The following is an 18,130-nucleotide window of genomic DNA, read 5'->3' on the forward strand; positions in this document are numbered from 1 at the left end:
ATTGCGTTTCTGTCAGGCCGTGCGTGGAATGTTGTGCGAAACATCGTTGAGCGAACGGAATAGGTCACCATAAAGTCGATAAAACATCCTGGCTGAATGAATGACTTGTGCCTGGTCCTGCGGTGAGTCTATGCGGTTCATAAGACCTTCAAAAAAAGTGACATGTTCCTTATCCAGTGATCCGTGCGAATACAGGTAGGAAAAGGCATTTTGAGGAAGACCTAATGTTCCGCGGACATTGTCTGCAACGGTTTCGGCGATATTGACGCTGGTGCCCTCAAGTACGTGAACCATGCCAAAGAATCCAACCGGGTTGACGCGCATGACGGTATCGTAGGCGTAGGCGATCATCAGTTCGGTTGCGGGATTGGGCTGACCCTGTCTGACCACGTCACTGTCATAACCACAGGTAGCAATATCGTTGAGAATCCACTCCTGATGACCGATTTCTTCTTCAATGTATTCCGCTACTGCCTGGCGCAACCACTCCTGCTCGTCCGGTAACCGTGAGCCCACTGCCATCAGTAGTGGCACGGTGTGTTTGACATGATGGTAGGCCTGTTGCAGAAATCCCAGGTAGTCATCGATATTGATGCGACCTTCAAGGCCCCGCTGGATAATGGGTGCAGAGAGCAGGTGTTTTTTGTCTGCGTCTGTTGCTGTCGTCAGCGTATCGAAAAAAGGGGGGGGTGTTAGTGCATTCATACGTGTGACTCCTCAACGGGCATGTTGTAAAGCTGGTCAATTTGGCCGGCATAATGTTGAGCAATGGCTGCCCGTTTTGGTCGACCATTGTCCGTTATCAGTGCAGGGGTTTTTGTCAAGACGGTGGGCAATCTCTGCCAGTTCCGAATGCGTGCGTAATCTGGCAGTTGTTGGTTGATATGTTGAATGATGTCATCTATCTGTTGATCAGTGGTGCGGCTATCCCGTGTCGACAGTAATGCAACACAATGTGATTGGGCATCACCGAAGACGATAAAGTCCGCAAAGATTGGTGATGCGAGAAATTCGGATTCCACCCACTCCGGGCTGATATTGCGACCGTAACTGGAAATCATCAGGTTTTTGCGTCGCCCGAGAATATGCAGAAATCCCCTGGCATCAAGATAGCCGAGATCGCCCGTGTGGATAGCCTGTTGTCCCCAGCTTGATGGGGTATTCGCGTAACCGAGCATGGCGTTGCCATTGACGACAACTTCTCCATTGATAATTTGCACGTTCAGGTGCTGCAGGGGCTTTCCACAACTACCGGTAATCTGATCGCGGGGAGTGTTCAGGCTCACCACAGAGGCGCATTCTGACAGGCCGTAGCCCTGGTAAGCGGGAATGCCTGATTGCCATGCCTCTATCAGCAATTGATTCGCCACCTTGGCACCGCCCACTGCGACGAACTTCAATGATTCTGGGGTCTGCCACCCATTGCGGACACTGACCACCAGCAGTTGCAGGAGTTGTGGTGTCAGGATCAGTGTGTTGGGCTGGTATCTGGTGATGGTTTCAATCAGGGTGGTCGGTTCAACTGTTGAACTGCCGTAGAAGCCCATTTCCTCCAGAGTGGGGACAATGACCTCTCCGCCGAACAACAGCGGTGCATAAATACCGGCAACATTTTCCAGCAGAGTGCTTAAAGGCAACAGACAGAGGTGCCGTGGCTTTGATAGTCCCACAGCGCTGCCGAGGAACATCGCCTCGTCGATTAACTGCTGGTTACTGAGACAGACCCCTTTGGGGGTACCTGTAGAGCCAGACGTGTAAGTGATTTTTCCGGTATTCTCCGGAATGAGTGCGTGGTCCTCGAAGGCCGGGATACGGTTCAGCCAGAGCTTGGCAGTGCCGGATAGCCGGACGGTTTCCGTTACCTGTTCTGATAGGTCGAACACAGTGTTGGTACCGCTGACAATGGCATCAACGGGCGTTTCTCTCAGGGCATGTTGCACCTGTCTGTTGGAGAAGAAGGTTGGCAGGGGGAGTAGGCAGATGTCGCTCAGTTGGCAGGCCAGATCAATCACCAGCCAGTCGAGGCCGTTGTCGAGATGCAATGCCAGCCTGCCGATGTGGTTTTTCTTCAGTAGAGCGGCTATATCCCAACAGCGTTGTATCAATTCACCGTATGTCAGGCGCTGTGTGGCGTCTCTGGCGACGACCTGATCGTCGTCATAAAGACCATCAAGCCGTGAAAGAATAGTCGGCACTGTCTGCTCCGCTGAGCTGTTCTTTGGCCAGGCTGTCAATGCGTGCATCATAAAATGAGAGCGCGGCCCGCAAGGTTTTTCTCTCATTGATCACCTCTATGGCTTGTGCCAATTGCCCGGCAACCACAACAGGCTGGGTCCGGTAATAGCTGCCCCATTCTTTTTCGGTTGATGTCTGTAGCCGGGAAGCTCTGGCGTCTGCGACAGGATGCAGTTCAAATCCCAGCTTGCTGATGGCTTTCCTGACCTGTGGTGTTGCCGTAAACACCAGCCATTCAAAATTGGCTCGTCTTAGGGTGGCCGCCAGCAGAATGAATAACAGTTGACTTGAGCCCCTTTGGGTGGCGGCCAGATTGCCGATTTCGGCAATCTGATGGCGAGCTACGGGTACAGATGAATAACGGTTAATTTCCAGCTCGATGGGATTGTCCAGGTACTGCTCAAGAAACAGCGGACTTGCATCGACGGGCCGGATGCCTGTTACGGCAGACAGTTGATCCCGACAGGACAGACTGAGGAAGATGGGCAGGAACTCGTGCACTGTGGCACCATAGGTTTGAAAAAACTGTCTGGCGACATACTGTTGTACAGTCGCGGTGCTTTCAGAATGCGGTGAGTGCAGGTTGAGAGCTGGCGCCGGGACAAGCCATCGGTTCAACCACTGCCTGGCATGGATGTTGTCGGAATATTCCTGACTGGTTTGTCTGATCTCTTGCATGTTCATACCCTGATCGGTACCTGGTTACCTTGCAGAGTACTGACTAATACTTAAAGTATTCTTAACAACAACGGGGGATGCATAATTTCTTCAGCAACCCGGCCAAATCTCGCAGTAAAAAATGGATTAAGTTGGATTAGACCTGTCCCGATGCACCCGATAGATCGAATTGTTCTGTGCCCTGCGAAGGTGAAAGTGCATCAGTCGAACTATACTGTAAGTAACCTGTATACACTGATCAGGAGGTGCCGGATTATGAGTATCTCACCCGTATTGGCTGATTATCTCGGCCGCAAAAAAATTAATTATGAAGTGTTGAAACATGCACAAACCAGTAACTCGATGGCCACTGCCCGAGAGGCACATGTGCCCCCGGAAAAACTGGCAAAAGCCGTGGTCGTCAAGCAGAACGATCATTATGCGATGTGTGTTATCCCAGCCACCAACAAGTTGATACTTGAGTGGCTGGAGTACGGTTGCCAGCACGAGTATGAAATTGCCGAGGAAGGGGATCTGCAGGGGCTTTTCCCCGATTGCAACAAAGGTGCAATCCCGGGCCTGGGGCAGGCATTCAAGCTGGATGTCATTGTGGACAGCGCTCTGCTGGATAACCTCGATATTTATATCGAGGCGGGTGACCACAATCATCTGCTTCATCTGAGTCAGGGGGATTTTCAGGAGGTTATGAAAAATGCCTGGTCTGCACCGATAAGTTGTCTGCGAAATGGGCAAAGTGACAAGCCTTATCTATGGGCGCCGCCTGAAGACGGATAAGAAGCCAGCCTTCATTATCCCGGGATGTATTGTATCCTGCAGCGGCAGTACGTATTCAGGTGCTGCCGGGTTTTGTTGTTGAAGTTGGAAAGATTTTGCCCCTGGAACTTTGATCATCTCCTGCCTGTGGTCATAGGCCGTGTTCGATGGTTGAATGTCAGTTGACGGTTACTCTGGTCAGGAATATTTCAAATGCCGATACCCAATCCGCGTGAATTGCGACTGGCTGTTCGATCCGGCCAATTTACCGGGCACACCTCTGGGCATTGCCGCGGTTTTGTGCAGGGGAATGTGGTTATTCTTCCTGAGGACTGGGCCGGTGAATTTCTGCGTTTTTGCCAGCTGAATCCCAAGCCCTGTCCGTTGATCGCCGTCTCTGATGCCGGCCAGTACAGTTTGCCGTCACTGGGCGCGGAACTGGATATTCGCACGGATGTGCCGTGTTACCGTGTCTTTGAGGAAGGTCGGTTAGTTGACGAGCCAGCGGAGATTACTGCCTACTGGCGACAGGATCTGGTGACTTTTGTCCTGGGTTGTTCCTTTTCTTTTGAAGAGGCACTGCTGACTGATGGCCTTGAAATTCGCAACATTTCGGAGGGAGTCAACGTGCCGATGTATCGCACCAGTATACCCTGTCGTTCGTCGGGTCGCTTCGGTGGAAATATGGTGGTCAGTATGCGTCCCTTCAAGGCAGCCGACGCTATCCGGGCGATTCAGGTATGTACCCGGTTTCCCAGCATGCATGGTGCCCCGATTCACCTCGGCGATCCGGCGCAAATAGGCATCGGGCAGCTAAAAAAACCGGATTTTGGCAATTCGGTAACAGTCCATACCGATGAAATACCCCTCTTCTGGGCCTGTGGGGTAACGCCACAGATTGCGTTGGAGCAGGCCATGCCACCGTTGTGTATTACCCACAGCCCAGGTTCCATGCTGGTGACCGACCTGCTAAACAGCCAATTGGCGATAATGTGATGGCTCGGCTTCAGAGAGGTTTGTGATGTCATTGATGTTGAACGCTGATCTCGGCGAAACCATTGATAGCGGATTGGTTGGCGCAGACGAAGCGGTGATGCCCTACATTCACCAGGCCAGCATTGCCTGTGGCTACCATGCCGGTGATCACCTGATGATACAGCGGACGCTCAATCTGGCGGCAAAATACAGTGTGATGGTTGGGGCACACCCCGGCTACCTTGATCGCGAGGGTTTTGGGCGCCGTTCCATGACTTGCTCGAACGATGAACTTGTTGCGCTTATGCATTATCAGATATCGGCACTAGACGGAATGAGTCGTTCGCAAAACCTGTCTCTATCCTATGTCAAACCCCATGGGGCGTTATACAACGACATGATGGTGGATGATCAACTTCGTCGTGCAGTGATGTTATCCGTAGCCGGTTTTTATCGACCGATTCATCTTGTCATGCAAGCCACTCCCGAAGCTGAGCTGCACCGTCGTGAGGCCGAAGCACTGGGCGTCACGCTCTGGTTTGAGGCTTTTGCCGATCGGCGCTATGACAGCAATGGTATGTTGGTGCCCCGTTCCGAGCCCGGTGCGGTCCACGACAGGCAAACAACGCTCGCTCAGGTTAAGCAGCTCAAACGTTATGGCTCCGTTATGACCGAGGATGGCGATGCACTGTTCATTAAAGCAGATACCCTGTGTATTCATGGTGACAATCCGGAGAGCGTCGCGGTGATTCGTGAAATCCGGGCATTACTTGAGTAATGAAAGTCGTTCCCGCTAGTGAAAATGCGCTGATGATCTATTTTGATCAGGTGGTTAGCGCAGATACCTCAGCCAGAGTGCGGCAGGCAACTGTTGTGCTGGAGTCTGCGTTAGCCGATGTGCTGGTTGATCTGGTGCCCTCCTATGCCTCGCTACTGGTTATCTTCGATCTCTCGAGGATTGAAGCCACAACCCTTGAGCAGCAGATTACAGCGCTACTTGACGTTGCACCAACTGCTTACGATTCAGTCGGCAAACTCGTCGAATTACCTGTTTACTACAGCATGGAGTCCGGGCCGGATCTCGCTGAAATCAGTCGCGCCAAAAAAGTCTCGGTGGAGGAGGTGATCGCTCTGCACCAGTCCCGGGAATACCTTGTGTACGCAATAGGTTTTGCCCCGGGATTTGCTTACCTCGGGGAGGTCGATTCGCGCATTGTCATGCCCAGACTGGATACACCCAGAACTTCGGTACCGTGTGGTAGCGTGGGTATAGCCGGGCGACAGACTGCAGTATATCCGGCGGACTCCCCCGGTGGCTGGAATTTGATTGGACTTTGTCCGGAGCGAATGTTTGATCCCCTCAGCGAACCCAGCATGCCGCTTCAGGTGGGTGACCGGGTACGCTTTTTCAGTATCAGCCGGGAAACCTTTCTTGCCAGGGGTGGCCGGTTAGCATGAAGGGTGGTTTTCGTGTGGATCGTCCCGGCGTCCTGACCCTTCTCCAGGATGCCGGTCGCTTTGGCTATCACCGCCTTGGGTTGACTGCCGGTGGTCCTGCCGATCCCCTTGCGTTCAATTGGGCCAATCGCCTGTGCGGGAATGATCGCGGCATAACGGCTCTTGAAGTGACCATTGGCGGTCTGGAACTTGAATGCCGGGCAGCTACGATTTTTGCCCTCTGTGGTGCAGACATGCCACTGACCATTAACGGGCAACCAAAGGAGAGCTGGCGTAGCCACCGGGTAAAATTCGGTGACAGGGTGGTGTTGGGTTATGCCCACAGGGGCATGCGTGCCTATTTGGCGGTGGCTGATGGGTTCAATATCCCCGCAACCTTCGGCAGTGCGGCGACGGTTGTTCGTGAAGGTTTGGGAGGCTTGTCAGGTAACCCGTTGCAGGCTGGGGACCATTTGCCCTGTGCAGACACCTCGGGTCGTCAATGCCTCTCGCTGGGACGTGGCTATCGACCGGTTTATGGCGGCCGCGTATTGTTGAGGGTGGTGAGTGGTTATCAGTCAACCTTGGTTGAAAATGAGCAGCAGCAACGGTTTTTTACCAGCGAGTACCGATTGTTGAGTCAGTCCGATCGGATGGCATCTCGGTTGGCGGGGCCCCCCATTGATATTGATCTTCCCGATCTTTTATCCGAAGGTATCTGTCTGGGGGCGATACAAATCCCTCCGGATGGTCTGCCCATCATACTGATGCATGACCGTCAGACTATCGGTGGTTACCCCAAGCTGGGCTCAGTGATTTCTTTGGACATGTCACAACTCACGCAATTAAAACCGGGTGGTCTGATTTCTTTTAAGTCCGTCACGATGGCGGAGGCCCGTCGCATCCGACTGGCGGCGGACAGAATGTACAGGCAACTAAAACCCGAGGTTTGTGATTGATGGCTAATATTGTGGTGGCGTATGAATGATCTCCGGCGTGAGTTGGCAGTTAGCAAAAGCATTGAACACCTGCTGGTGGCACGCAATCTGCGGGGAATGCAATCCGTTCAGTCCAGCCTTAAACCCGGCTACTGTCTGCGGGCAGCAAGGCGGCTGTTGAGCTGTTCTGGCCGGGTATTGATCGGCACGGGTTTCCCTGTGCTCGACACCTTTGAGTCCGATGGGCCGGCCGGTGCAATTGCGCTTTATCGAGTGCTTGAACAGACTGGTGCCGAGCCGATACTGGTTTGTGGCGATGTGTTAGCTAACGCCATAGGCGGTGATTATTGCGTGGAGCGCGTGCCCCTTGGTCGTCCCGCAGGGCTCAGGCAGCAGGTAGCCGACCTGTTAGCGTATTGCCAGCCAGAGCTCATGGTCAGTATCGAACTTCCCGGGCCCGCAGCTGACGGGCATTATTACAATATGCGCGGCGAGGATATCAACTCCAGTACCCTCTGCTTTGATGTCTTTCTTGAGCTCTCGGATTGTCCGGTCATTGCATTAGGTGATGGTGGCAATGAGATCGGCATGGGTAATGTGCTCGATAAACTGGGTGAACTGACCATTATTCCGTCGATAACCACCTGTGACGAGTTGGTCATAGCGGATGTATCCAACTGGGCAGCGCTGGGGTTGGTAGCCATGATGTCCTATTGCGTAGGGACAGACTATCTGGCGGACTGGGATAACCGGGCCATACTTGAATACCTGGCCTGTCGGGGCAGTATCGATGGCGTTACCCTCGATAACACACTGACAGAAGACGGCCTGCCCAGTGAAACGGGTAAGGCTCTGGTTAATTCGTTGCGTGATTTGATCGATGTTAGCAGTGTTGAGGGGTCAGGCTGAGTTGCTGGGGAATTTACTTTGCCTGTCTGGATACCCACTGCTAAGATTTGCCGCTTTATGACCCCGCTGGCCGGCTTTATTTCGGCGAGATACAAGGTAACTTAATGAGTATTGTCTATCTCGACGGCGCCTATCTGCCAATGGTTGAAGCCCGTATTTCGCCGATGGATCGGGGCTTTTTGTTTGGCGATGGTATTTATGAAGTGTTGCCGTCCTATGATGGCGAGATCGTCGGTTTTTCACTGCATATGCAGCGGATGCTGAAAGGTCTGAGGTCTATTGACATAACACTTGACTGGTCGCAACACCAGTGGCGCGTGGTTTGTAATACACTCATCGATAAAAATGGTGGTGGCAATCTCGGTCTTTATTTGCATGTGAGTCGCGGCGCCGATGTCCGCCGTTTTCATGCTTACCCGGAAAATATCACCCCTACCATTTTTGCTTTCACTTATGCGATTCCCGCTGCACCCGTGGCGGACAAAAATCGGGTTAGACCCTACCGGGTTGTCACTGATCGCGATTTGCGATGGGATCGCTGCCACATCAAGTCCACTGCATTGTTGGGTAATGTCATGCACTTTCAGCAGGGTTTTCAGCAGGGTGCTGATGAAATTCTGCTGTTCAATGAGCGTGGTGAGCTGACAGAAGCCAGTGCCTGTAATGCCTACATCGTTAAAAACGGGGAAGTCATTACTCCAGCGCTGGATAGCCAGAAATTACCGGGAGTTACCCGCCATATTCTGTTGGAACTACTGCGCAAAGACGGATCTATCGCCGTGCAGGAACGACCTGTCTTGATGGAAGAAGTGCTCAATGCGGACGAAATCTGGCTGACGAGTTCCTCAAAAGAAGTGGTGCCTGTTATTGAGGTCGATGGCAAGCCCGTCGGAAGCGGGGAAGTGGGCGATGTCTGGCTGGCTGCCCAGCGCATTTATACGGCCGGTAAGTTTAATTATTAATAGAGTGCATCAGCCCGCCTGTACTTTTTGGTGAAAGCATTATGTCGAGACCAGCAAAAGCTTATATTGATCTCCTTGCCCTCAGGCACAATTGCGAGTTGGCAAAAAGTCTGGCCCCCAATTCCCGAACAATGGCGATTATCAAAGCCAATGCCTATGGACACGGTGTGTTACCTGTTGCTCGCGCCCTTGAGCCGCTGGTTCCCGCCTTTGGTGTTACCTGTTTGGAGGAGGCAGTAGAGCTCCGTGAAGGGGGCATCACCAAGCCTGTGTGCCTTTTGGAGGGGACTTTCTCCGACGACGAAATACCCCTGGCCGCTGAACTCGGTTTTTGGCTCTCAGTGGTGAATAAACAGCAACAACAGTCGATCTTGAGAGCATCGCTGAAAACCCCCGTAACTGTCTGGATTTGTGTGGATAGCGGCATGCACCGACTGGGTATTGCGGTTGACGAGATTGAGTCTACCTATCGGATATTGGCCGCCAGCCGCAATGTTGCCAGCGATATTGTGCTTGCCACCCACTTTGCTTGTGCCGATGAGTTGGCGAGTGATCTGACTTATCGACAGTTACAGCAATTCAAGACAGGAGTGGCCAGTTTGGCAAATGCCGATACTGTGCCATTAAGTCTTGATAATTCTGCGGGGCTACTCGGTTGGCCGGAGACCCACGCTGATTGGAACAGGCCGGGGATCATGCTTTATGGTAGTTCCCCTTTTTCTGTTCCTCATGCGGAAGCCGACAGATTACAACCCGTCATGACATTGCGCTCTTCCGTCATTGCTTTGCGGGATGTTCCCGTAGGGGACTCAGTGGGCTACGGTGCGCGTTGGTCGGCGCAACGGCCCAGCAGGATTGCCACGGTTGCAATCGGCTATGGCGATGGCTATCCGGTACATGCGCCAGATGGCACGCCGGTGCTGGTCAATAAGCAGCGCTGCCCGATGGTGGGCCGCGTATCAATGGACATGATAACGGTGGATGTCACGGACCTGCCGACGGTGGCGGTGGGGGATGAAGTGATCCTCTGGGGTAAAGGCCTCTCCGTCAACGAAGTGGCGGGTTGTGCGGGTACGATCAGTTACGAGCTGTTAACCAGGATGCCCCGCAGGGTGCCGAGGGTCTACAGTGATTGAGTGAGTTGGGCCTCCCTTCTTCTGGATAGAAAGAGAGCACCGCACAGGATCAAAAATCCCGACAGAATGCCCGGCATGCCCTCATAGACGAAATCGTGCCACCCCATCATACGCCAGCCCAGTGCGACCAGAAGTCCCGAGCAGACGGCCAGGATGCTCACACCGGATCCCGGTTTCCCCCCCAGACATAGGATGATCAGCAAGGGTGCAAAAGCGCTAGCAAGGCCAGACCATGCCATGACAACCAAGCTAAAGACGCTCTGGCTGTTGAGTAGAGCCCAGAGCAGTGCAAAGGCTGTGACGAGTACTGTAATAATTTTCATCACGCTGGTGCGTTCAACATTGTAGGGTAACAGATCGTGGGTGATGGCTGCCGAGCAGCCGAGAACCAGTGAGTCTGCAGTCGACATGGTGGCAGCAAATATGCCTGCCAGCACCAGTCCGACCAGCACGGGTGGGAACAGCGCCTGGGCCATCACCGGTAGTGCGAGCTCGGCATCAAAAGTTGCAGCATCGGAAAGGTATACCCGCGACAGCATGCCAACTGCTGTCGCCATGGCATAAAACAGCACGTACCACGCATAATACCAGCGCCGCGCCTGGTTCATTTTGCGATTATCGTTCAGCGCCATGAAACGCACCATGATGTGGGGCTGACCGATAATTGAGAGACCGGCAAATAACCAGCTGGCGGCGAACAGCAATGCCCCTGGCAGACCGGGGAAAGGCAAATCACCCGGAAACCAACTCATGAACCCGTCGATAGCGCCCATCTCGATCATTGCCTGATCAATACCGCCCAGAGAGCTGGTGGCTATAACCAGTAGCAAGCCCATAGCCAAAACCATCACTATTGACTGCGCCGCATCTGTCCAGATCGATGCGCGAATGCCGCCGGCAATACAGTACAGGGTTACCAGAAAAGCGGAGAGAGTCGCGCCGGCCCAGATGGGCCAGTCGAACAGCACATGAAGGGCCTTGCTGCCAGCGACCAGCTGGGCGCTTGCATACACCAGCAAAAACGACAATGAAATTAACCCCATGGTCCTCTGCAAGGCAGAATGTCGTTTGCCGTACCAGTTGCTGATGACCCCGGCATAGCTCACTTCGCCGGTTCGGGGTGCGGCATCCCTAAGCCTGGCGTGGACAAATCGAGAGGCGAGGTAATCGCCGCTGATCCAACCCAGCATTAGCCAGAAAGCCGACAAGCCAGCGACGTAGGTGTAGCCGATCACACCGATAAACATGTAACCGCTGTTATTGGTGGCAACAGCGGATAACCCGACCAGCCACGGCTGGACAGTATTGCTGGCCAGGTAATAGTCCTGCTTTGTTCCTCGGCTTTTCTTGGCAGACAGAACCCCTACAAGGGTGAACATCAAGAGGAAGCAGAGGAAGGAGAGAATCATGGTGTAGTCAGGCGATCCACGGGTACGGTGCGACTACCGGAAGAATCGGATAGTTCATGGCTTGGTCGGCCAAAAACGCTGTTGGGGCTGGCCCAATATATTTGCCGGGGTGTGCGCGTGTATCGCACACCCCGGTGTGTTGGCCTGGATGAATGTCGCTGGTTTGCAGGTCAGGATGCGAGGCATATGGCACGTCCGTGATCGTGTACCTCAACAAGGCATCTATGCAAGCTTCGTACAGCATCTTCCCAGCGATCCTTGTTGATCACAAACTGCATGTCGACCTGACGCATGCACTGGTGCATCGCCAACACGCTGATATCCTTTTCCGCGAGCGCGCCTACTGTTTTAGCCAATAGTCCGGGTACCTGCATGTCACTGCCGACGGCCGATACGATAGCGACTTCCTGATTATTAATTTCTGCATCGGGAAATTTTTCTTCCAGTGCACGACAAATGCGCTTCACTGTTTTCAGGTTGGTGGACAGATAATGGGTAATCGTGTTTGCGTTGATATCCTTTGAAACCACATGTGCCTTGAACCGGCTGATACACCCCAGGATAGTTGTGTCATAACGGCTGAAATTGCCAGCCATATCCTGGTCAAACAGTTCAATAGCGTGTACTCCCCGACACCCTGCAATAATCTCGACGCGAGGTTTTTCACTAATATAGTCGCTGGTAATCAACGTCCCGGCGTGCTCCGGTTCAAAAGTATTCTTGACGCGCAGGGGGATATTGTTTTGACGCAGACCTTTGGCGGCCTTGGGGTGAATCGCCTCCATGCCGAGATTGGCCAGCTGGTCAGCCACATCGTAGTTGGTGCGACCGATGGGTACGGCATTGTCGTCGCCCACGATACGGGGATCGGCACTGCTGAGGTGGAATTCTTTATGGATAACGGCTTCACGCGCATTCGTGATCACGGTCAAACGACTGAAAGTCATTTCACTGTAACCCCGGTCAAAACTGGACATTAATCCATCCTGAGTGTGGGCATAGCCGGTGACGATGGGCAGTTGACTCTCGAGATCTATGTCCTCAAAAGTGACTTTAATTCGTTCATCCAGGGACATGTGTCGCGTGGTTTTCCAGCCGGTTAAATCGACGAAGCAGGCATTGACACCATCTCTCTGAAGCAGCCGGGCAGTATTCCAGGCACTGTGTGCTTCACCAATGCTGGCCAACATTTCACGGACGGTTGCCAAATGCACATCCAGTGCAAAGTGGCCGTGTTGGCAAAGTTTTTTCAGATCGCTCAGGCAGTGTTCGGCCTCATCGAGCCGATCACCGATAAACCGGTTGGCATCGGCGAGCATTTCCGGGTCGCCGAATAGGTTGCTGTTGATTTCAATAACCTGGGTTCTTAATTCATTAAGAAGATCCAGCCAGCTATCGTCATTGACACCATTGGCAAATGAGGCAAAAACACCGGCTTTGCCCGTTTTCTTATGCTCCAGCAGTTGATCCGTTATACCGGCATAGGCGGACACCACAAAGATACGCTGATAAAGCGTATCGCCTGTGGGTTTAAGAATAATATTGTCTCTAACGGCGGCATAGTTGCTCATTGAAGTGCCGCCGATTTTTTCCACACTGTGAAAACTCATTAAAGGATTGTCTCCTGTTGAATCTTTTTCCATTTTCCTGAGCTGGATCGGGTTTTGTCCCTCATTGGCTGACTGAATCTGCATCCAGCTCATACGCACCCTCGGCGTTGTGTACTTCCTTGCCATTGAGCGGAGGATTGAATACACAGGCCATTGTCATTTCTTTAAAGGATCGCAGGATATGACGGTCGTGTTGATCAAGAATATAGAGGGTTCCGGGGCTAATCGAATATTTTTTGCCGTCGTCCAATGTTTCCACTTCACCCTCTCCAGATATGCAGTAAACAGATTCCAGGTGGTTCTGGTAGTGCATACGGAAATCGGCTCCGGCATAAATTGTTGTAATGTGGAAAGAAAATCCCATCTGATCATCTTTGAGTAGCATCCGTGTACTTGCCCAGTTGCCGTCGGGAGAGACGATTCTGCGAGAGGTTTTTTCTGCTTGCTGAAGTTGTCTGACTATCATCGTGACCTCTGCTGTCTGTAACGAGGCGGGACAGACCCCGCCAGATATATGCATACCCTGTATTGACTGGAGACAGGCCCCCGGTATCTATCAGGCTGAAATCGGGTTGGACCCGGTTCTTTTCGGCGTGCCCTTGTCAACTTCATCACTGACCGAATAGTCGCCTTCGAAAAAATCTTTTTCCTCGGGGATCGAGTCTGCCTTGGCACAAACTTCCTTGATTGCTTCCTCAAGAATATCGATGCCTTTTTCCAGGTTTTCCTGACGGATTGTCAGTGGGCAGAGGAACTTGACTACATGATCATCCGCACCGCTGGTTTCAATAATCAATCCTTTCTGGAAACACCGCCGGGTAATCTGCTCAGCCAGTTCACCGTTGACACAATTGATACCCCTGAACATACCACGGCCGTGAGAGTTGAAGTTTCCCTCACCGTACTGGTTGACGATCTTGTCCACTCGATCAGCAATGTAATGGCCCTTTTTCTGAATCTCCTTGGCAAATTTGTCATCTTTCCAAAAGTGATCGATGGCCGCTTTGGCAGTGACGAATGCGTGGTTATTACCTCGGAAAGTGCCGTTGTGCTCGCCCGGCTTCCATTCATCAATCTCCGGTTTCATCAGAACCACAGAGAATGGCAGGCCATAACCACTCAATGACTTGGATAAAGTGACAATGTCAGGATATATGCCGGCCTCTTCAAAACTGAAAAATGTACCGGTGCGACCACAGCCAGCCTGAATATCATCGATAATCAACAACACGTCATGGCGTTTGCAGATTTCTGACAGGCTTCTCAGCCAGGTCATCGACGCAGCATTGATGCCGCCCTCGCCTTGAACTGTTTCGACGATAACGGCTGCGGGCTTGTCGACACCACTGCTGGAATCTGACAAGACTTTGTCCAATAAGTTGGTGGTATCAAAATCATCACCTAAATAGCCGTCATAGGGCATTCTTGTGGCGCCTGGCAGTGTTATACCAGCACCGCCGCGGTGGGTTGAGTTGCCGGTGATGGCCAGAGCGCCGAGTGTCTGGCCGTGCCAACCATTAGTGAACGAGATAATGTTCTCGCGTCCCGTATATTTCCGCGCAATCTTGAGTGAGGCCTCTACTGCATTGGTCCCGGTTGGGCCGGTAAACATAACTATGTAGTTTAAATCCCGGGGTTTCAGAATATTCTCGTTAAAGCTTTCCAGAAATTCACCTTTGGCTTGAGTATGTAAATCAAGACCCTGGGTGATGCCGTCCCGCTCAATATATTCCAGGAGTTTTTCCTTGAACACCGGGTGGTTATGCCCATAATTCAGGGAGCCTGCTCCGGCCAGAAAGTCCAGATATTGATTGCCGTCTTCATCATAGATAAATTCGCCTTGAGCTTTGTTGAATAAACGTGGGAAGGCTCTAGCGTAACTGCGTACTTCAGATTCAATTTCATCAAAAATTTTCATGATTTCCTCAATTAGTTCTTTTCTGGAATTAGGCTTCAGTGGTCACGGGCTGCTTAAAAGGGCCGATTCTGACCAATACCTCTGTGTCATGTTGACCGGCAAAATGCAATTCACGGTCAAATTGTGGAGACTGGGTCAGAGGGGCTTGTAATTTGTCCGCCAGTCCCTGGAACAATGCCCAGGAAGCTTGATTGTCTTCAGTGATAGTGGTCTCAAGATGGTTGACCTCTTTGCACTCATCGCGGGTGAGAATATTCACTAACATCCGAGAGGCGAGACCTTGACCACGCGCTTTTTCGCCGACAGCGACCTGCCAGATAAACAGTGTGCTGGTTTTTTGTGGTGGGCGATAACCCGAGATAAAACCGACCAGTTCTCCTTCAATGTCTGCTGCCACAGATGTACCTGAAAAATGAGTACATTGCAGCAGATTGCAGTAGATGGAGTTAGGGTCGAGAGGAGGACACTGGGCAACCAGTTGGTGTACCCGCACGCCGTCCTCCGGCGTTGGTGGACGAAGTGTTATTTTACGGTCCATAAGAAGTGACAAAATTCCCGTTGTTAATAAAAGTTATAGCTCAAATAATATTTTCTTGTGAAAGTTGTTCATTTTACTTGGAAGCCAGCAATGACTTCCTTATGTCTAAAAATAATTAAACTATATAATTAGAGCTCTAAACATTATACTCGAAAGCATTAAAATGTCCAGTTTGGTGCCGCCCTGGGGGCGGGCGACAGAGTGGGTGTATTCCATAACAGGGCGGTATAAATTGATTATGAGAGGTGGTTCTATCGAACATGTCTTGGTTGCACTGCGGCGGGTTATCAGGGCGACAGACCTTTATTCCAAACGCTTGGCTAAAACGTCCGGTCTGACTGTGCCGCAAATTTTGTTACTGCAGGCGATTCGTGACCGGGGGCAGGTGACTATTGGTGAGCTGGCCGCCGAAATCAGTCTGAGTCAGGCGACGGTAACTACCATTATTGATCGACTCGAGAAGCGACAACTGGTTTACCGTGTCCGGTCATCGACAGACAAACGTAAAGTGCATGCTTTTTTGACAGAGAGGGCAGTTCTTGTCTTGAAGAATGCTCCCACACCCTTGCAGCAGCATTTTTCGCGCCAGTATGCCAATCTCAGTGACTGGGAGCAGGCCATGATTGTTTCTGCGTTGCAGCGAGTCGCTCAAATGATGGATGCTGAATATATCGATGCCTCGCCAGTGCTGGACTTGGGGGTCCTGGATAGTCCTTCGTCTTTGACAGAGCTAGGTACTTTACCATTGGAAGGTAGAACCAAAGGGCGTTCAACCTCGGCTGCAGACTGATTGGCCAGGAAATCACATAGCTAAGATTAGACAATGAGATCGTATCGGCTACTGAGGATATCCATGATTTCCGCTTTCGGCCGGTCAGGTAGGTGTAGTTTTCCCCCGATGATCTTTTCGGCAATCGAAACATACGTTTTGGAAACCTCCAGCAAAACATCTGCGGGCAGCTCGTTGTTTCTGGCCAGCGCCTGGCGTTCGGTCATCCGGTCTTTGTTGAGTAGGATGTCGGGATCCGGGAAGTGGTTGAGCAGCAATTGCCGGAAACTTTCTTTTGAGTTTTCGACCACTTCGCCGTTTCGATAGCTCTGACCGTCCCAGATGCGGGAGGAGTCAGGAGTGCCAACCTCGTCCATGTAAATCAGCTTTTCGGTACCGGTTTTGTCTTTGACATAGCCAAATTCAAATTTGGTATCCACAAAAATCTGGTCCAGTGCAGCCAATTCACGGCTGATGACATCGAAACCCTCCCGCAACAGGTTTTCGTAGAGATCGATATCGTCAATACTGCGAAAATTGAAGGCTGCATGGTTTCTTTCAATATCATGTCGGGTGATGTTCACATCATCCGCTTCTGGAATACCCGGTAAACCCGTCAGTATGCCTTTGGTGGATGGCGTAATCAGTAATTCTGGCAGTTTCTGGTCTTTTTTCAGATTGTCCGGCAACTGGATGCCGCAGAACTTCCTCTCTCCCTTGGCATATGCACGCCACATGGAGCCGGTAATGTATTGGCGACAGATAGCCTCGATCATGACCGGTTGGGCTTTTTGTACAATCCAGACCAAAGGATGTGGGATATCCAGAATGTGGCTGTCTGCCAGACCATTCTCGCGAAATAACCTGAACCAGTGGTTCGAAATGGCATTCAGTGCGGCCCCCTTGCCGGGAACGCCATGCATGCCGCCTTCGCCATGCCAGATGCAGTCAAATGCAGAAATACGATCACTGATTACCATGATGGCAAGTGGTGCATCGGGCGCCACATCATAACCCTGTTGCTCTATCAGTCTGAGACTGTCTTTTTCTGTAAGCCAGTAGACTGAGCGTACCTTGCCACTGTGCACAGGCGCATCAGTGCGAATAGGGAGATCATTGTTAACGGCGAGAACTTTGTCTGCGAGTTTCATGGTTATGAGTCCTGTCAGCGGGCAGGTAGTGTTATTGGAATGGTTTGGGGCTTTTTTGCTCACATCTACCAGAGGGTCTGGAAACGTTTAATTCTAACAGATCGATAACCCTCAGATACAGGCAACCTTGTGTTATCTGCACCCTGAAGGATCAGTCCGGGCGAATGGCGTACTTGCCGCTGCCCTGTAGCGCGATAGCCAGTGCGGCTAAAAGATAGAGGCCCTGTAGTTCCAGCGCCCAGCCACCATGACTGGTTAGCTGGAAAAGCTCGCCGGCATGGACTAACAAGATAGCCACCAACATATTGCCAATGACCAACAGCGCCCCGGCTCTGGCGAAGTAACCGAAAATAATCATCAGCGGACCTAATACCTCGCCGAGATAGACGGCATAGGCAATCTCTGACGGCATGCCAAACTCTGTCAGCTTGCTACCAATAAAGCCCAGTGAATCCGGATTAAGGATCTTGGCAATGCCGTGTAATAAAACGAGCAGCCCGACAGCGATGCGCAAGACCAGTTTTGCGAGCTCTTCATAGTAGGTCATAACCAGTAATCTCCGGTATAAGCGGGTTTCAACGTCCAATTTAACGGGATAGTACCAGTGGGGCAATTCCTTTAATACGCATTCCGGGAGGTTTCTTGGAGCACTGCTGCCTTCGGGGTATCATTGCGGCGTTATTTTAACTGACGCCCCTCGGGGTTCCTGTGG

At 51.9% G+C, this 18,130-nt stretch carries 19 protein-coding genes; 9 read left to right on the top strand and 10 right to left on the bottom strand.

The annotated features are described in order from the left end of the window. Positions 1-12 precede the first annotated feature (12 nt). From AACZ64_RS10030 to AACZ64_RS10040, 3 genes are read right to left on the bottom strand one after another with little or no spacing between them, the layout of a single operon-like run. Complete coding sequence (locus AACZ64_RS10030) at positions 13-705, bottom strand: iron-containing redox enzyme family protein (RefSeq protein WP_339639984.1); 693 nt, start codon at positions 703-705, stop codon at positions 13-15. Further along, complete coding sequence (locus tag AACZ64_RS10035; RefSeq protein WP_293615216.1) at positions 702-2,195, bottom strand: AMP-binding protein; 1,494 nt, start codon at positions 2,193-2,195, stop codon at positions 702-704. Before AACZ64_RS10035 ends, AACZ64_RS10030 begins: the two co-directional genes overlap by 4 nt. Continuing rightward, complete coding sequence (locus tag AACZ64_RS10040; protein WP_293615217.1) at positions 2,170-2,913, bottom strand: thermostable hemolysin; 744 nt, start codon at positions 2,911-2,913, stop codon at positions 2,170-2,172. Before AACZ64_RS10040 ends, AACZ64_RS10035 begins: the two co-directional genes overlap by 26 nt. 255 nt (positions 2,914-3,168) lie before the next feature. Between AACZ64_RS10040 and AACZ64_RS10045 the strand changes: the two genes are divergently transcribed. The 8 genes from AACZ64_RS10045 (at position 3,169) to alr (ending at position 10,023) form a co-directional block, all read left to right on the top strand. After that, positions 3,169-3,687: a YbaK/EbsC family protein gene (locus tag AACZ64_RS10045; protein WP_293615218.1), complete on the top strand. Its 519-nt coding sequence runs from the start codon at positions 3,169-3,171 to the stop codon at positions 3,685-3,687. 192 nt (positions 3,688-3,879) lie between these two features. Further along, positions 3,880-4,662, top strand: a complete 783-nt coding sequence (locus AACZ64_RS10050; RefSeq protein ID WP_293615219.1) for a putative hydro-lyase — start codon at positions 3,880-3,882, stop codon at positions 4,660-4,662. Between the two features lie 25 nt (positions 4,663-4,687). Further along, entirely contained in the window at positions 4,688-5,419 is a 732-nt protein-coding gene (locus AACZ64_RS10055; protein ID WP_293615220.1) for a 5-oxoprolinase subunit PxpA, read from the top strand. Beyond that, positions 5,419-6,099: a 5-oxoprolinase subunit PxpB gene (gene pxpB / locus AACZ64_RS10060; protein ID WP_339639986.1), complete on the top strand. Its 681-nt coding sequence runs from the start codon at positions 5,419-5,421 to the stop codon at positions 6,097-6,099. The genes AACZ64_RS10055 and pxpB overlap by 1 nt, the downstream gene beginning before the upstream one ends. Then, positions 6,096-7,037 (top strand): biotin-dependent carboxyltransferase family protein, encoded by a 942-nt coding sequence (locus AACZ64_RS10065; RefSeq protein WP_293615223.1) that lies wholly within the window; start codon positions 6,096-6,098, stop codon positions 7,035-7,037. The genes pxpB and AACZ64_RS10065 overlap by 4 nt, the downstream gene beginning before the upstream one ends. A gap of 21 nt (positions 7,038-7,058) precedes the next feature. Continuing rightward, the gene (locus AACZ64_RS10070) at positions 7,059-7,925 is read left to right on the top strand and encodes a glutamate cyclase domain-containing protein (RefSeq protein WP_339639988.1); all 867 of its coding nucleotides are present in this window, start codon (positions 7,059-7,061) and stop codon (positions 7,923-7,925) included. Positions 7,926-8,029: 104 nt separating this feature from the next. Beyond that, positions 8,030-8,887 (top strand): aminotransferase class IV, encoded by an 858-nt coding sequence (locus AACZ64_RS10075; RefSeq protein WP_293615225.1) that lies wholly within the window; start codon positions 8,030-8,032, stop codon positions 8,885-8,887. Positions 8,888-8,928: 41 nt separating this feature from the next. Continuing rightward, positions 8,929-10,023, top strand: coding sequence for an alanine racemase (gene alr / locus AACZ64_RS10080; RefSeq protein ID WP_293615226.1), 1,095 nt, complete (start codon positions 8,929-8,931; stop codon positions 10,021-10,023). On the opposite strand, the gene AACZ64_RS10085 is transcribed toward alr, so the two are convergent. From AACZ64_RS10085 to ectA, 5 genes are all read right to left on the bottom strand, one after another. Continuing rightward, positions 10,011-11,432: a sodium/proline symporter gene (locus AACZ64_RS10085; RefSeq protein WP_293615227.1), complete on the bottom strand. Its 1,422-nt coding sequence runs from the start codon at positions 11,430-11,432 to the stop codon at positions 10,011-10,013. The two genes, alr and AACZ64_RS10085, sit on opposite strands and share 13 nt — an antisense overlap. Positions 11,433-11,602: 170 nt before the next feature. Beyond that, a complete protein-coding gene (locus AACZ64_RS10090; protein WP_293615228.1) occupies positions 11,603-13,042 on the bottom strand; it encodes an aspartate kinase in 1,440 nt (479 codons plus the stop codon). Between the two features lie 61 nt (positions 13,043-13,103). After that, positions 13,104-13,508: an ectoine synthase gene (locus tag AACZ64_RS10095; protein WP_293615229.1), complete on the bottom strand. Its 405-nt coding sequence runs from the start codon at positions 13,506-13,508 to the stop codon at positions 13,104-13,106. Between the two features lie 90 nt (positions 13,509-13,598). Next, positions 13,599-14,960 (bottom strand): diaminobutyrate--2-oxoglutarate transaminase, encoded by a 1,362-nt coding sequence (ectB, locus tag AACZ64_RS10100; RefSeq protein ID WP_293615230.1) that lies wholly within the window; start codon positions 14,958-14,960, stop codon positions 13,599-13,601. Positions 14,961-14,988: 28 nt separating this feature from the next. Beyond that, positions 14,989-15,498, bottom strand: a complete 510-nt coding sequence (gene ectA / locus AACZ64_RS10105; RefSeq protein WP_293615231.1) for a diaminobutyrate acetyltransferase — start codon at positions 15,496-15,498, stop codon at positions 14,989-14,991. Between the two features lie 238 nt (positions 15,499-15,736). Here ectA and AACZ64_RS10110 point away from each other — a divergent pair, with 238 nt between their 5' ends. Continuing rightward, positions 15,737-16,288, top strand: a complete 552-nt coding sequence (locus AACZ64_RS10110; RefSeq protein ID WP_293615233.1) for a MarR family transcriptional regulator — start codon at positions 15,737-15,739, stop codon at positions 16,286-16,288. 26 nt (positions 16,289-16,314) lie between these two features. Here AACZ64_RS10110 and AACZ64_RS10115 read toward each other — a convergent pair whose 3' ends face one another. Together AACZ64_RS10115 and AACZ64_RS10120 are read right to left on the bottom strand one after the other, a co-directional pair. Next, positions 16,315-17,418 (bottom strand): phosphoribosylaminoimidazolesuccinocarboxamide synthase, encoded by a 1,104-nt coding sequence (locus tag AACZ64_RS10115; protein WP_293615234.1) that lies wholly within the window; start codon positions 17,416-17,418, stop codon positions 16,315-16,317. Positions 17,419-17,569: 151 nt separating this feature from the next. Continuing rightward, entirely contained in the window at positions 17,570-17,965 is a 396-nt protein-coding gene (locus tag AACZ64_RS10120) for a DoxX family protein (RefSeq protein ID WP_272981058.1), read from the bottom strand. Positions 17,966-18,130 lie beyond the last annotated feature (165 nt).

It is taken from the genome of uncultured Porticoccus sp., assembly GCF_963975625.1.
In the GTDB taxonomy this organism is placed as follows: domain Bacteria; phylum Pseudomonadota; class Gammaproteobacteria; order Pseudomonadales; family Porticoccaceae; genus Porticoccus.

What these genes read in the sequence shown, in the direction of transcription:
- AACZ64_RS10110 (WP_293615233.1), top strand. Translation starts at nt 15,737, where the DNA reads ATGAGAGGTGGTTCTATCGAACATGTCTTGGTTGCACTGCGGCGGGTT.
- AACZ64_RS10070 (WP_339639988.1), top strand. Translation starts at nt 7,059, where the DNA reads ATGAATGATCTCCGGCGTGAGTTGGCAGTTAGCAAAAGCATTGAACAC.
- AACZ64_RS10045 (WP_293615218.1), top strand. Translation starts at nt 3,169, where the DNA reads ATGAGTATCTCACCCGTATTGGCTGATTATCTCGGCCGCAAAAAAATT.
- AACZ64_RS10055 (WP_293615220.1), top strand. Translation starts at nt 4,688, where the DNA reads ATGTCATTGATGTTGAACGCTGATCTCGGCGAAACCATTGATAGCGGA.
- AACZ64_RS10090 (WP_293615228.1), bottom strand. Translation starts at nt 13,042, where the DNA reads ATGAGTTTTCACAGTGTGGAAAAAATCGGCGGCACTTCAATGAGCAAC.
- AACZ64_RS10120 (WP_272981058.1), bottom strand. Translation starts at nt 17,965, where the DNA reads ATGACCTACTATGAAGAGCTCGCAAAACTGGTCTTGCGCATCGCTGTC.
- AACZ64_RS10115 (WP_293615234.1), bottom strand. Translation starts at nt 17,418, where the DNA reads ATGAAACTCGCAGACAAAGTTCTCGCCGTTAACAATGATCTCCCTATT.
- AACZ64_RS10095 (WP_293615229.1), bottom strand. Translation starts at nt 13,508, where the DNA reads ATGATAGTCAGACAACTTCAGCAAGCAGAAAAAACCTCTCGCAGAATC.
- AACZ64_RS10065 (WP_293615223.1), top strand. Translation starts at nt 6,096, where the DNA reads ATGAAGGGTGGTTTTCGTGTGGATCGTCCCGGCGTCCTGACCCTTCTC.
- AACZ64_RS10085 (WP_293615227.1), bottom strand. Translation starts at nt 11,432, where the DNA reads ATGATTCTCTCCTTCCTCTGCTTCCTCTTGATGTTCACCCTTGTAGGG.
- AACZ64_RS10075 (WP_293615225.1), top strand. Translation starts at nt 8,030, where the DNA reads ATGAGTATTGTCTATCTCGACGGCGCCTATCTGCCAATGGTTGAAGCC.
- AACZ64_RS10050 (WP_293615219.1), top strand. Translation starts at nt 3,880, where the DNA reads ATGCCGATACCCAATCCGCGTGAATTGCGACTGGCTGTTCGATCCGGC.
- AACZ64_RS10040 (WP_293615217.1), bottom strand. Translation starts at nt 2,913, where the DNA reads ATGCAAGAGATCAGACAAACCAGTCAGGAATATTCCGACAACATCCAT.
- AACZ64_RS10030 (WP_339639984.1), bottom strand. Translation starts at nt 705, where the DNA reads ATGAATGCACTAACACCCCCCCCTTTTTTCGATACGCTGACGACAGCA.
- alr (WP_293615226.1), top strand. Translation starts at nt 8,929, where the DNA reads ATGTCGAGACCAGCAAAAGCTTATATTGATCTCCTTGCCCTCAGGCAC.
- pxpB (WP_339639986.1), top strand. Translation starts at nt 5,419, where the DNA reads ATGAAAGTCGTTCCCGCTAGTGAAAATGCGCTGATGATCTATTTTGAT.
- ectA (WP_293615231.1), bottom strand. Translation starts at nt 15,498, where the DNA reads ATGGACCGTAAAATAACACTTCGTCCACCAACGCCGGAGGACGGCGTG.
- ectB (WP_293615230.1), bottom strand. Translation starts at nt 14,960, where the DNA reads ATGAAAATTTTTGATGAAATTGAATCTGAAGTACGCAGTTACGCTAGA.